Annotated in this window: 12 protein-coding genes and 1 pseudogene; all 13 read right to left on the minus strand. The window is 39.1% G+C overall.

The window, feature by feature from the left end; genetic code table 11:
• Positions 1-495: 495 nt before the first annotated feature.
• Positions 496-1,656, minus strand: coding sequence for an ROK family transcriptional regulator (locus BALCAV_RS02865; protein ID WP_004427225.1), 1,161 nt, complete (start codon positions 1,654-1,656; stop codon positions 496-498).
• Between the two features lie 162 nt (positions 1,657-1,818).
• Positions 1,819-2,853, minus strand: a complete 1,035-nt coding sequence (locus BALCAV_RS02870; protein ID WP_004427227.1) for a Gfo/Idh/MocA family protein — start codon at positions 2,851-2,853, stop codon at positions 1,819-1,821.
• A complete protein-coding gene (locus BALCAV_RS02875) occupies positions 2,850-3,767 on the minus strand; it encodes a sugar phosphate isomerase/epimerase family protein (protein WP_004427229.1) in 918 nt (305 codons plus the stop codon). The genes BALCAV_RS02870 and BALCAV_RS02875 overlap by 4 nt, the downstream gene beginning before the upstream one ends.
• A gap of 27 nt (positions 3,768-3,794) precedes the next feature.
• Positions 3,795-4,769, minus strand: coding sequence for an ABC transporter ATP-binding protein (locus tag BALCAV_RS02880; RefSeq protein ID WP_004427231.1), 975 nt, complete (start codon positions 4,767-4,769; stop codon positions 3,795-3,797).
• Entirely contained in the window at positions 4,769-5,743 is a 975-nt protein-coding gene (locus tag BALCAV_RS02885) for an ABC transporter ATP-binding protein (protein ID WP_004427232.1), read from the minus strand. The genes BALCAV_RS02880 and BALCAV_RS02885 overlap by 1 nt, the downstream gene beginning before the upstream one ends.
• Positions 5,744-5,756: 13 nt before the next feature.
• Positions 5,757-6,650, minus strand: a complete 894-nt coding sequence (locus tag BALCAV_RS02890) for an ABC transporter permease (protein ID WP_004427233.1) — start codon at positions 6,648-6,650, stop codon at positions 5,757-5,759.
• A 12-nt stretch (positions 6,651-6,662) separates the two neighbouring features.
• On the minus strand, positions 6,663-7,586 hold the full coding sequence (locus BALCAV_RS02895; protein WP_004427235.1) for an ABC transporter permease subunit: 924 nt from the start codon (positions 7,584-7,586) through the stop codon (positions 6,663-6,665).
• 29 nt (positions 7,587-7,615) lie between these two features.
• On the minus strand, positions 7,616-9,208 hold the full coding sequence (locus BALCAV_RS02900) for a glutathione ABC transporter substrate-binding protein (RefSeq protein ID WP_040323455.1): 1,593 nt from the start codon (positions 9,206-9,208) through the stop codon (positions 7,616-7,618).
• Positions 9,209-9,647: 439 nt separating this feature from the next.
• Positions 9,648-10,517 (minus strand): Na/Pi cotransporter family protein, encoded by an 870-nt coding sequence (locus tag BALCAV_RS02905; RefSeq protein ID WP_040323456.1) that lies wholly within the window; start codon positions 10,515-10,517, stop codon positions 9,648-9,650.
• Positions 10,504-11,244 carry a Na/Pi cotransporter family protein gene (locus BALCAV_RS02910; RefSeq protein ID WP_040323458.1) on the minus strand — a complete coding sequence of 247 codons (741 nt, stop codon included), beginning with the start codon at positions 11,242-11,244 and terminating at the stop codon, positions 10,504-10,506. The genes BALCAV_RS02905 and BALCAV_RS02910 overlap by 14 nt, the downstream gene beginning before the upstream one ends.
• Positions 11,245-11,381: 137 nt before the next feature.
• Positions 11,382-12,191, minus strand: coding sequence for an HAD-IIA family hydrolase (locus BALCAV_RS02915; protein WP_003320972.1), 810 nt, complete (start codon positions 12,189-12,191; stop codon positions 11,382-11,384).
• Positions 12,192-12,293: 102 nt separating this feature from the next.
• Positions 12,294-12,941 carry a phosphate signaling complex protein PhoU gene (phoU, locus tag BALCAV_RS02920; RefSeq protein ID WP_003320971.1) on the minus strand — a complete coding sequence of 216 codons (648 nt, stop codon included), beginning with the start codon at positions 12,939-12,941 and terminating at the stop codon, positions 12,294-12,296.
• 147 nt (positions 12,942-13,088) lie between these two features.
• Positions 13,089-13,451, minus strand: a pseudogene (locus BALCAV_RS21445) (glycerol-3-phosphate responsive antiterminator); the annotation flags it as partial.
• Between the last annotated feature and the right edge of the window lie 5 nt (positions 13,452-13,456).

Here is a 13,456-nt window from a genome sequence, read left to right on the forward strand (position 1 = left end):
CATTTGGCTTCTTTGGGAGGCTTTGATTGCTTTTGCGGCTCTTATTCACCTGCTTTTGGAATCATTGCTGGCCTTTGATTCCCTTTGTGGCTCTTATTCATCGGCTTTTGGCTTCATAGACTCTCTTTGATTCCCTTTCACGCTTTGATTCATATGCTTTCGGAATCATAGACACCCTATGATTCCCTTTGTGGCTCTTATTAATGTTCATTTGGCTTCTTTGGGAGGCTTTGATTCCTTTTGTGGCTCTGATTCACCTGCTTTTGGCTTCATAGACTCTCTTTGATTCCCTTTGTGGCTCTGATTCACCTGCTTTTGGCTTCATTGCTGGCCTTTGATTCCTTTTGTGGCTTTGATTCATCGGCTTTTGGCATCATAGCCAGCCTTTGATTCCCTTTCGCCCTCTTATTCATATGCTTTCGACTTCATAGACACTCTTGAATCCCCTTTGCAACTCTGATTCATATGCTTCAGAAGGTGACAGGCACCTGTCCTCTATCCCAATTCAAGGAATCGTTCTCCGGCGACAATTCCTGCCCCTAATACGACTCCTTTGTTTTGAAGGGTTGAGTATTTTATTCTTTTTGTATCATCATGTTGGCTATATTGGTTTAATCGGATTTCTAATTCTGTTTTCAAACGTGGGAAGTATTCAAAAAATTGGCCTGATAAGACAACCAGCTTCGGATCGTAAGTCGTAAATATATTCCCAATCGCAATTGCCAAATACATAACTGCTTGTTCCAGTATCGATTTTACTAAAGGTTGACCTTGTTCATAATAATGAGCCAAATCAGCCATTGATTCGGCCTGCATAGCAATCGCTGCTTGCTGAATAAGAGAACGCTCAGATATATAAGAAGCTAAACACCCTACCTTTCCACACTTACAAACATTCCCATTAGGATTAACGATGCTATGCCCTATCTCACCTGCTGTATTGGAGCTCCCTCTATAAATTTCTCCATTAATTAAAACAGCTGCTCCTATCCCTGAGCCTATTCCGACTAGAACCATCGTTTCTGCTTCGTTTTCTTTCCATGTATGTTTTTCTGAAACAGCTTGCATCTTTAATTCATTATCCACAACCGTCTGAAAATCAGTTTTATCGAAAATTAACTGAGCTATGTTCATATCTTTCCAAATCAGCTGATCTGAATGAATGACCTTGCCCTTCTTATCATCAATATATCCAGGGAGACCAACCCCAACACCTAATATTTTTGCTCGCTCAATCCCTTGCTCCAGAATTATCTCATTCATCATACTCACTGATTTATCAATAGCTAAATCTGGATTCTCTCTGACAGAGAAAGGAACCTCTTTCATATAGGTTAACTCGCCTTTGAGATTAATGACTCCCATTCGAATAACATTCATATCAAACTCTAAGCCAATTGAACAACGAGCATCACGATTAATTTGCAAAAAAACAGCATTCCGACCAACACTTTTTGTGTCATTGTCCTTTTCGTAGATTAAATTTTCCGAATTTAAATCATTAACAATTCGATTAATAGAAGTAGGACTCATTTTTGTATGTTTTACTAAGTCTGGTTTTGTGAGCGGTTCTTTTGTCTTAATTAATTCATATACCCATTGCTTATTTTGTTGTTTTATATAAAGTTGGTCATGCTTTAGCATTTTATCCCTCATTCCAATCCACCCTATGTTATTTATCTATTATATCGGAATAATTCGACAGGTGACAGGCACCTGTCAAAAAATCAGGCTCTAACCCGAAAAGGCTGCCCTAATTGGGACAGCCCTTTCAACAGTATTCGACAACCGACAGGTGCTTGTCGAATGGCATCCCATTCACCTTGCTGCCGTGTATATGCCTTGAATGATTTTCATTAATTCGATTCCATCTTCAATTGGGGCTGGAGATGGGCCATTTGTCATACACGCCTGAACAAATGCATCGATTTGATTTTGGAAGGCACTATCAAAATCAAATGTTGATTGATCGATTTGTGGGTCAATATTAAGGATCGTATCGTTTTCTTCCGTTACTATCGTCAAATGAGGCTCTAATTCAGCTCCCCCCTTTGTTCCAAACACTTGAAGAGCGATTTGGTCTTTTTTCAAGTGTAATGAATAAGAAGTATCCACCATTAACGAACTCCCATTTTCAAAAGTAATGAGAGCGTTCGCTAAATCCTCAACAGAGTTCGTCGTTGCATCATAATCAGCCGTTTTATAAAAAGACAAATTCTCGATATTCCCACGATTGCCCATCAAACTATACACATGTCCCGTTATTGACTTCACTTTCGGACGTCCCATTAAATACCAACACGCATCAATGATATGCACACCTAGATCAATGAGCGGTCCACCTCCAGAACGTGCTTTATCAGCAAACCACCCTCCTGGATTCCCAATTCTCCTGAGCAGGGAAGCTTTCGCATAATAAATATCGCCGAGTTTATCACTATCAATAAACTTCTTTAGAACGAGGGCATTCTCACCAAACCTGCGCACATAACCCACCTGTAAAATAGCTGTGTTTTGATCCACGACCTCCTTGATTTTTTCCGCTTCTTCAACCGTCATCGCTACAGGTTTCTCCACTAATACATGTTTGCCTGCTTTAATGGCAGCAATCGCTAATTCTGCATGTGAATTATTCCACGTACAAATGCTAATCGCATCTACTTGATCATCTGCAAATACCTCTTTCGCATCTGTGTATATTTTCTCCACTCCATATTGTCCTGCTACTGTCATCGCACGCTCTTCATTCCGATCACATACCCCGTACAGCTCTGCCTGTTTGTTAGCATGATAAGATTTGGCATGCATCTCTGAAATCGTGCCAAGACCAATTATAACGACTCGTAACTTCATGATTTTCCAACCCCTTCTATTACCGTTTTCCAGCCATCAACCGTCACTTCATCCCATAATCTTTTGACATTATTCATTCCAATCCGCGAACCAACAAAACAATCTTCCATTCCCTCAAATTCAACGACAATATGCCCATCATAACCATGTTCTTTTAATAGACGGATGATTTCTCTAATCGGTAATTCTCCGTGGCCAACAATCGCTCCTCTCAAATAATTTTCGTTCACCGTACGGAACCATTCTCCCTCTCCTGGGTTTTCATAATAAGGACGTACGTAAAAATCTTTAAAATGGACCGTCGCCGCTTGAGCTAAGTTCTTTTTAATTCCGACTAACGGATCTTCATCTGCACATAAAAAGTTTCCAATATCTAAAGTCGTTTTGAAATTGTCTCGGTTAACAGCACGCAAAACCCTTTGAACCCGATCACTAGACTGAACATTAAAACCGTGATTTTCAATCGTCGTTGTCATCCCATATTGTTTCGCATAATCGGCGATTAACTGGCTGCCTTTTACAATCTCATCAAAATGATCATCAAAATAATGAACGGTCATTTGCTCTGGTGGCAAAGTAAAGGCGGTCACATCATGACGAATTACTTTTATCCCCATATGATTGACAACATCAACATGTTTTTTGATCCGGGCGACTTCTTGTTCAAATTCCTCTGCTGTCGGTTGGATAAAATTAGCTGGCATACAATAAGCCGATAATTCAATTCCAACACTTTCCGCTTTTTCTCGAATTTCGGTAGCTAAAGCTAAATCATCCACAACCGAGTAACCATAAGGAACCAACTCCATATGACTGCCCCCATTATCAGCCACCCACTGAATCGCCTCTAAAATCGTAATATCTCCTGCTTTAATTGCCTTCACTAAACTATACGAACTTAATCCTACTTTCATTTGCTAACACTCTCCCTTTTAAAATGATTAATGCTCTGTTAAATGACAAGCGACTTGATGATCATGATTTACCTCACTTTGCAAAAACGGCTCTTTCTTTTGGCAAATCTCCATTACAAATGGACATCGTGTATGAAAACTACATCCAGTTGGTGGGTTAACCGGACTAGGTAAATCTCCTTTTAAAACGATTCTTTCTTTCTTTGGACCTTTTTTCCCTATGACAGGTACAGCTGATAATAACGCTTTTGTATATGGGTGCTTTGGACTTTCAAACACTTTTTGTTTTGGACCACTTTCAACAATTTTTCCTAAATACATGACCGCGACTTTATCGCTAATATGTTCGACAACACTTAAGTCATGAGAAATAAACAAATAAGCAAGATTAAATTCCTTTTGTAGCTCTTTAAATAAATTCAATATTTGAGATTGAATCGAGACATCCAATGCGGATACAGGCTCATCCGCAATAATTAAATCTGGCTTTAAGATAAGAGCTCTAGCAATGCCAATCCTTTGCCGTTGTCCACCACTAAATTCATGGGGATATTTGTAGGCAGAATATTCATTTAAGCCGACCACTTCTAACATTTCCATAATCATTTTTTCTTTTTCTTTTTTGGATAGATTTAAATGGACATCCAATGGCTCTGCTAAAATATCAAACACTTTCATTCTTGGATTTAATGAAGCATATGGATCTTGAAAAACCATTTGAATACGACGATTAAAAGGTTTGATTTGCTTCTTAGACAGCTTCGAAATTTCCGTTTTCTCTAACCATACTTCCCCACTATCAGGCGTAATTAATTGATTTAACAACCGACCTGTTGTTGATTTCCCACATCCACTTTCTCCTACTAAGCTGTAGGTTTCACCTTTATTTATAGAAAGCGAAACATCCGAAACAGCTCGTAACCTCTCTTTTTTCTTGAAGGGTCCACGCTTCATTTCAAATGACTTAGTTAATGATTCCACTCGTAATAAAACATCCTCCATTAACTCCCCTCCTCATATAACCAGCAGCTACATCGTCTCCTATCAGCCTTCGTTGTTAGTGGTGGCTCTTTTGTCGAACAAATCGACATCACTTGATTACATCTGGGGGCAAAATTACAGCCTTGAGGCATATCTGATGGCTGAGGAACATTGCCTGGTATACTAAATAACGCTTCAACCCGTTGTCCAATTTGTGGAATTGATTGAATCAAACCTTGCGTATATGGATGCTGAGGGTTATTAAAAAGCTCATCAACACTTGCTTCTTCCACAATACGCCCCGCATACATCACAATGACTCGATCACACATTTCAGAGACAACCCCTAAGTCATGAGTAATTAATAAAATCGACATCCCCAAATCCCTTTGAATTTCTTTCATTAGCTCTAAAATTTGGGCTTGAATCGTCACATCAAGTGCGGTGGTCGGTTCATCGGCAATTAAAAGCTCCGGGTAACAAGCTAAGGCAATCGAGATCATTACTCGTTGACGCATACCACCAGAAAGCTGATGCGGGTATTCTTTCATTACATCTTCCGCTCTAGAAATTCCTACTTTTTTCAACATCGAAACCGCATGTTCCCGTGCTTGTTTCTTTCCATATGGCATATGCAAGCGGATGATCTCTTCAATCTGTTCACCAATTTTCATAACCGGATTTAATGATGTCATCGGTTCCTGAAAGATCATCGAAATTTGTTTGCCACGAAGCTTTCTCATTTTTGCTTCATTATAAGTAGAAATCGATTCTCCTTTATATTTAATTTCTCCACTAATAATAGAGCCCGTCGTCCCCTTAAATAACTTTAATATCGAAAGAGACGTGACACTTTTCCCACTTCCACTTTCTCCAACTAGTCCTACTACTTCCCCTTTATTAATATGAAAGCTTAAATCATGTATGACGGTTAAAGGCTGATCATTTTGCACAAATTGAGTTGCCACCTTATCGACTTCCAAAATCTTTTCCATCTTCCTTCCCTCCTTAAGACGATTTCGGGTCAAACACATCCCTTAAACCATCACCCACTAAATTAAAAGCTAGAACCGTTAGGAATAAAATGAGACCAGGAAATAAAACAACATGAGAAGCACTACTAATATAATCACGCCCCATACTAAGCATCGCTCCCCAATCAGGTGTTTCTGGACTTGCCCCTAAACCTAAAAAACTTAAAGTAGCCGCTGCTAAAATGGCATTTCCCATTCGCATCGAACAATAGACCAATAACTCACCAATACTACTTGGCAAAATATGCTTCCAGATGATACGGGCACTTGAAGCACCAATCGATTGAGCCGCTTCGACATATTCGGCTTGTTTCGTCTCCAAAGCAGCCCCACGAACTAAACGAGCAAAACTTGGAATCGAAAAAATAGAAAGAGCAATGACAACATTCGTTAAGCCTGGACCAAGAATCGCAATAATCGCAATCGCTAGAAGAATATCTGGAAATGCAAACATAATATCACTGAGTCTCATAATCAATCGGTCCAATTTCCCGCCAAAATAACCACTAATTAACCCTAAGATCGTTCCAATAACCCCTCCGGCTACAATCGAAATAATGCCGACGCCTAAAGATATTTTGGCCCCCACAATTAACCGACTAAAAATATCGCGACCATACTCATCCGTCCCTGCAATATGCTCTGAAGTTGGACCACTTAGAACATTGCTATAATTTGGCTCATACGGATCATATGGAGCAATCCAAGTGCCGAATAAAGCAACGATGACAAGGAGCAAAATAAATATACCCGCTACAAATGCCACCTTCTGTTTACACCATTTTTTCCAAAATTGCTTGAGCGGCGAAGAACGAGGGGTTTGCCTTATTAATGCGTTTTGGTTATTTTCCAACTCAGTTTGATTCACCAACACCCCTCCTTAGGCCGCATACTTGATTTTTGGATTTAATAAACTATAGAGTAAATCAACAATCAAATTAACCATAATAAAATAGAATGAGAAAAGGAGTAATAACGCTTGAATCGTCGGATAATCTCTAAATCCAATTGAATCAATTAAGAGACGACCCATTCCTGGAAAGTTGAACACCGTTTCCACTACGACAGAGCCACCTAATAAGAAACCAAACTGTAAACCAGAAATCGTGACAACTGGAATGAGTGAATTTCGCAAAGCATGTTTAGGAATAATCGTCGTTTCTTTTAATCCTTTTGAACGTGCCGTCCGAATAAAATCTGATTTCAACGTATCTAATAAGGAAGCCCGAGTAAACCGAGCCACCATCGCCATAATTCCTGCCCCAAGAGCAATTGATGGCAAAACATACCCTTTCCACGAATCCAAACCACCTGTTGGTAACCAGCCTAGCTGTACAGAAAACAATTGAATCAGCAATAGTCCAAGCCAAAAATTAGGTACGGATATCCCCGATACAGCCGTCATCATTCCCACATAATCAGGCCATTTATTTTTAAAGACAGCGGACACCGTTCCAATAATTAACCCAAAGACAAGGGCCCATCCCATACTAGCAATCGTTAAATATAAGGAAGGTAAAAACCTTGCTCCAATCATGGACGAAACATCGTGACCCGTAACTAACGATTGCCCCAAATTCCCTGTTAAAAGGCCAGCCATATAATCAACATACTGCTTCCAAACAGGCTGATCCAAACCAAGATTCTCCCTTATTTGTGCTACTTCTGCTAATGTAGCATCCGGGCCAGCCACTAGTCTGGCTGGGTCGCCCGGAATCAAATGAGTAAAGAAGAAAATTAAAATGGATACAACAAACAGGATTGGAATCGTTTCTAATAATCGTTTACCGATATATGCAAACACCGTCCAATTCGCCTCCCTGTTGAATCATGTTACGGCTTTATTTCAGCTTCACGAACTTCAACCGCTCCTGATGATAAATTATAAATGCCATCCACTTCTGCTCGTTTTCCTCCACTGACAACTCCTTCAGCTAAGAAAATCCACGGTGCATCCGCATAGATTTGTTCTTGAATTTTTTGATAAAGCTCGACTTGTTCGGCTTCATCAGCTGAGGTCCGAGCCTGATTAATCCATTCGGTTACTTCCTCGTTCACATAGTAGGCCGAGTTGGCACCAGATGGAGGAAACATTTGACTTGAAAATAGCGGTCTAATCGCATGATCGGTATCACTTGGAGAAGCCGCCCATGTGACATACCACATGTCCACTTCTGCCTCATCCGGATCCTCTACCCCATAAATTTTTTCCGATAATGTCCCTTCTTCCATCGACATGACTTCTACCTCAATGCCAACCACACTTAATTGCTGTTGAATAAATTGCATTCCGCGCATATTATCCGAAGAAGTATTTCCCCAAATGGTCGTGTTAAAGCCGTCTTCATAACCAGCTTCTGCTAACAGTTCTTTGGCTTTCTCTGGATCATATTCATATAATCCTTGTGGTTCATAATGTTTCGTTTGTTTTGTAATAATCGAATCTAATGGATTACCTAAGCCTGATTTCACGACATTAATAAATGCTTCATTATCGATCGCATGGTTAATCGCTTGTCTAACTTTTGGATCATTAAACGGCTCTTTATTTGTGTTCATCGTGACATAGTTTTGAATCGTTGATGGGGTCAGCTCCACCGTAAAGTCATCTGTACTATCCGCTTCAGCTAAATTTTGTTCCGGATATGGGAAAATAAAATCAGCCTCTCCGGTTTTTAACAAGGCCAACCTTGTCCCATTTTCAGGTGTTGGTCGGTATTCTACTCCAGCTACTTTAGGTAATCCCTCTTCCCAATAATCTTCAAAAGCCTCCACCACTAAGGAACTGCCTTGATCCCAAGAAACAAACTTAAATGGACCTGTACCGATTGGATTTTTCGATATTTCATCATCTGATAGTTTCAAAGACTCCCCACTTATCATTTGTGATGTTGCAAATTTATCCAACATTGAACTGTACGGCTGCGATAAAATAACTTTAATCTCATAGTCATTGACAACAACCGTTTCATCGACAAACTCAAAGCTTCGATTAGCCCGAATTCCATTGTCTTGATTAGCCATCCGATCAATATTCGCCTTTGCTACTTCAGCATTAAATGGTGTTCCATCATGAAATGTCACCCCTTCACGAAGCTGGAACGTATATTCCAACCCAGAGTCACTGATTTCATAATCTTCAGCTAGTACAGTAATAATATTTCCGTCCTTATCCAACCCAAGTAATCCTTCAAACATCGAACGCTGGGCCGTTCTTGAATTAGCATCTCCTGTATTTTGAGGATCCATCGACAAGAAATTTTGTGCAACTGCAATTACAATTGACCGCTCAGATTGAGTCGTCGTCACGTCATTAGAGCCTTCACCTACATTCTCCGAGTCACTCGCCGTATCATCCGCTCCCCCACATGCCACTAAAACGATACATACAAACAGAAATAGTAAAGAAAGCACCTTACTCTTCATTAAATTTCCCCCTTTGATTTGGATAAATGGACTGATGGACTGACGCTTAGCTGCGTTAATTATTAACACCACTGAAAAAAATATTTAAATGCCAACCACTAATTTTTAAAAAACACCCCCAAAAAGTAATAATAATTACAATATATTCAGAATTAACAGATAAGTCAAGCTCTTATTTTTAACATCAGTTTAAAATATTGGCGACAAAAGTTGACAAGTGACCGGTACCTGTGCTCTTGTGTGCTTGGGGCGCTTTTGATTTCCTTTGCGGCTTTGATTCGATTGCTTTGGGAATCATTGACGGCTTTTGATTCCCTTTGCAGCTTTTATTAATGTTCATTTGACTTCATTGGGAGGCTTTGATTCCCTTTATGCCTCTTTTTCGCTCACCATCGGATTCATTGCGTCATTCGCTAGGTGACACAAGCACCTAGCGAATCTACACCATTCCAATTAACGTATAAGAAATACTAACAATATGATGATTCAGCATGATCAATTCATTCATAATATCTACATAAACAGAACTAAGTCGACTGCTCTGATTACTGCCACTATTAAAATGTTGGAACCGTAAGTCTTTTTCTTTACGTAAGATGATTGGATTACGATTAATGACTTCTATCGCTTTCTCCCTATCATTTTCATCAAATGCGTTTATGACCATATGATAGTTCGTTGATACTTCTTCAAATAAATGAGAGATCCCCTTTGCTTCCCATTCTTTTAAATTCGTTTGGGCACCTTCAAGCTTCGTAGTCGTCAGAGCAATATGTTGCAATGAATCCGAAATTCCTTCTAAATGATTGTTAATATAAAGATACTTTAAGCTTTCTTCCGACTCTTCATCGGTAAGGTCTTTTTGAGTTATTTTTTGCAAGTAATGATAAATACTTTTATATATTTCATCTATATTATCCTCATATCGAATTACAGCTTGACGATGCACAGGGTTGTGGGCATCAAGTAAATCATCAAAATGGTGGAGCATATGTTCATCAATCAACTTCGCCATATTCCCTAATTCCTTCCTTGTTTGAATAAGAGCAATCGTTGGAACTTCAAGACTCTCATTCTCCAAGTACTTAATATGCTTCGTTACTTTTTCTTTGTACGGCAACAAAAGGACCATCCAATCGGCAAATTTATTACAAAATGGCAATAAAACAAGTAAATTTACGATATTAAAAATGGTATGAGCATTGGCGATTTGACGTTCAATTCCTCCCCCAACTGCCTCAAGTCCATAAACAAACAGTTGCGTAAACGGCAAAAATAGTAAAACACCAATTATTTTAAAAAATCGCATGGGCAACAGCCGTTCTTTGAGCATCCTTTGATGAACTAATACTCGATATGAGCGCTGTTACGACCGTTCCGACATTCGCCCCATACACAATAGCGATAGAAGCTTCAATGGTCAGTGAACCACTTGCGGCTAATGTCATCGCAATCGCAATGGCCGCTGCACTATTTTGAATGATTGCTGTAAAAATTAAGGCAATTAAAACCGTCAAAAGAAGATTATCAGTTAAATAGATAAAAGCATTTGTCAATTCTGGATTATGCTGAATCGGCAGCATCGCATCGGTTATAATCGCCATTCCAAAAAAAACAAAGCCAAAACCTAACACAATACTTCCTATTGATTTCATCTGCTGTTTACTTAATAAAAAAATACACACACCGAGTGCGATAAATAAAAGAGCATAATCCGTTATTTTAAAAGCAATTAATTGCACCGTTATGGTCGTTCCGATTGCCGAGCCTAACATAAGACCCATCGCTTGCCTTAACGTTAACAAGCCTGCGTTAACAAAACCAACGACCATAACAGTAGCCGCACTAGACGACTGTAGAACAGCGGCTAGCGTTATACCTGCAAGCGAACCGAAGAATTGGTTCTTCGTCACTTTACTCAAAAAATTCTTCAAGTGATGGGATGCTGATTTTTTCAAACCTTCACTCGCAATATACATCCCATATAAAAAAATTCCAATCCCACCTAACACCCCTATAACCATTGGCCAAATCATACAAACCCCTCCTCTCAAAATCATTTCTCTAATAATGGATAAACAATATTGAACCCGCTTTCATTTTCCATTAATTTAAGAGAGCACTTTTCTTAGAAAGCCATTTGAATAGGATAGGGATGTCAGGCAGAAATTGTTCATTTCAAAATAGACTTATTATTTATACTCCCACATATATTCTTTGGAATATCTTTAATACTATCTAGAATAAAAGTCGGTTTATCGAGCGACTTTTCTGCCATATCCTTCGTTGTAATCCCAGTTAAAACGAGGATACTTGAAATCCCTACATCATTTGCCATTTTGATATCTGTTTCTAAACGATCCCCTACCATATAACAATTTGACTTTTCAAGACCGAGTTTTTTTAAGGCTGCATCGGCCATCAAAGTCGATGGTTTACCAACAACCAAGTCAATCTTTTGACCAGTCGCTCCTTCGATTGCCCCGATCATCGCTCCACAATCGGGTATCTCTCCACCTTCAATTGGACAAGTTCTATCTGGATTTGTGGCAATAATTTTTGCTCCATTACGCCATGCCTGATATGCTGAATTTAGCTTATCGTACGAAAAGGAGCGATCCCATGATAAAACAACATAGCTTGCCTTTAGAGGATTGTTTGTAATAGGAATGGAGAGAGCTTTTAGTTCGGCAAATAAAGGGGTCTCACCAATAACCAAAACACGCTCATCCTCACCTAAATTCGCTTTAAGATAATTGGCCATAATGTAATTAGAATTTAAGACCTCGTCTAAAGTTGTCACAATCCCCATCTTCCAAAGCTTTTCAACATAGGAATGCCTTGAAGCAATAGGCTTATTCGATAAAAATAAAACACGATCTCCCTTCTCCTTCAATTCACTAATCGTTTGAGCCGAACCTTCTATCGCCTTTTCCCCTAAATAAACCGTTCCATCTAAATCAAAGATAAATCCCCTTGTCATCCAAACACCCTCCAAACACCCTCCAAACATAAATGATATTCCCAACAAAAATGTCGAAATCCCTCGAGTAGTAAAACATTTATACTTCAATTAAAAAATTTATCATTCAATCAAGTACGTCACTTTTTCTATTTGGCGAGTGACATTGACAACATGGTCCGCACTCCGCTCTAAATAGCGAGTGACTAACAATAAATTAGCTAAAGATTCAATTTGCTCGGTGTTACGTCTCATTTCAGATACAATATATAAGTGGATTTGATGAAAATAGTTATCAACAATATCATCTTGTTCAGCAATTTCCTTTGCTTGGCTGAGGTTTTTATTTTGGACTACCTCCATACTGCCTTTGAGCATCGAGCATGTGAGACGACACATTTCCTTCAATTCCATATATAATTGAGAATCGGCTCGTATACTCGTGTCTTTTCCTAAATCCGCAATGTTGACCGCTTGATCTCCAATCCGTTCATATTCTCTAGAAATTCTATTCATCGTTGTTAACGCTTGCAGTTCTTTAGGCAACGGAGGTTGTATCATTAATAACTCCAAAATCGAAGAATGAATTTTATAATCGAAATCGTCAACCTTTAAATCCAATTCCAAGACTTTATGACTCTTCTCCTCCTTTTTCGATACTAAAGAATCAACCGCTAGCTCTAACTCCCTTCTCGTTAGCTCCGCCATTCTAATAATCTTCTTTTCTACCTTATGGATGGCATGAGTAAATGTTTGTAAATTATCCCTCATCTAAAAACCTCCTCATGTTCGACAAGTTTTCGACAGATGCTGTCACCTGTCAAAAAAAGCCCACAACAAAGTCACTTCTATATGACTTGTTGTAGGCTTCTCATCAGATCTCCGGCCCTATATTAAGTTATATTCACAAGATCGAAATTATATTTCTAAGTCCCAAAGTTCTGTATTCCCTCCAGAAACAGCTAATGAGCCTGCTTCTAGTGCTCTCATCACTTCTTCTTTGTCTGAAATTAATCCACCTGCGATAATAGGAAGATCTGAGCGTTCCGTCAAATCCTCAATCACCTTTGGAATCACACCTGGTAACACCTCAATCGCATCAGGTCTACTCGCAGCTATCATGGACATCGATTTATTAATAGCACTACTGTCAATTAAAAAAGTACGCTGTATCGATAAGAGCCCTTCTGCTCGAGCAATTTTAATTAATTGATTTTTAGTGGTGATAATCCCATGTGGTTTGATTCTTCTCGCTAAATATTGAATACCATCTTTATTGCTAGCTA

Origin of the sequence: Alkalihalobacillus alcalophilus ATCC 27647 = CGMCC 1.3604 (assembly GCF_000292245.2) — a bacterium.
Lineage (GTDB): Bacteria > Bacillota > Bacilli > Bacillales > Bacillaceae_D > Alkalihalobacillus > Alkalihalobacillus alcalophilus.

What these genes read in the sequence shown, in the direction of transcription:
- BALCAV_RS02865 (WP_004427225.1), bottom strand. Translation starts at nt 1,656, where the DNA reads ATGAGGGATAAAATGCTAAAGCATGACCAACTTTATATAAAACAACAA.
- BALCAV_RS02870 (WP_004427227.1), bottom strand. Translation starts at nt 2,853, where the DNA reads ATGAAGTTACGAGTCGTTATAATTGGTCTTGGCACGATTTCAGAGATG.
- BALCAV_RS02875 (WP_004427229.1), bottom strand. Translation starts at nt 3,767, where the DNA reads ATGAAAGTAGGATTAAGTTCGTATAGTTTAGTGAAGGCAATTAAAGCA.
- BALCAV_RS02880 (WP_004427231.1), bottom strand. Translation starts at nt 4,769, where the DNA reads ATGGAGGATGTTTTATTACGAGTGGAATCATTAACTAAGTCATTTGAA.
- BALCAV_RS02885 (WP_004427232.1), bottom strand. Translation starts at nt 5,743, where the DNA reads ATGGAAAAGATTTTGGAAGTCGATAAGGTGGCAACTCAATTTGTGCAA.
- BALCAV_RS02900 (WP_040323455.1), bottom strand. Translation starts at nt 9,208, where the DNA reads ATGAAGAGTAAGGTGCTTTCTTTACTATTTCTGTTTGTATGTATCGTT.
- BALCAV_RS02905 (WP_040323456.1), bottom strand. Translation starts at nt 10,517, where the DNA reads ATGCGATTTTTTAAAATAATTGGTGTTTTACTATTTTTGCCGTTTACG.
- BALCAV_RS02910 (WP_040323458.1), bottom strand. Translation starts at nt 11,244, where the DNA reads ATGATTTGGCCAATGGTTATAGGGGTGTTAGGTGGGATTGGAATTTTT.
- BALCAV_RS02915 (WP_003320972.1), bottom strand. Translation starts at nt 12,191, where the DNA reads ATGACAAGGGGATTTATCTTTGATTTAGATGGAACGGTTTATTTAGGG.
- phoU (WP_003320971.1), bottom strand. Translation starts at nt 12,941, where the DNA reads ATGAGGGATAATTTACAAACATTTACTCATGCCATCCATAAGGTAGAA.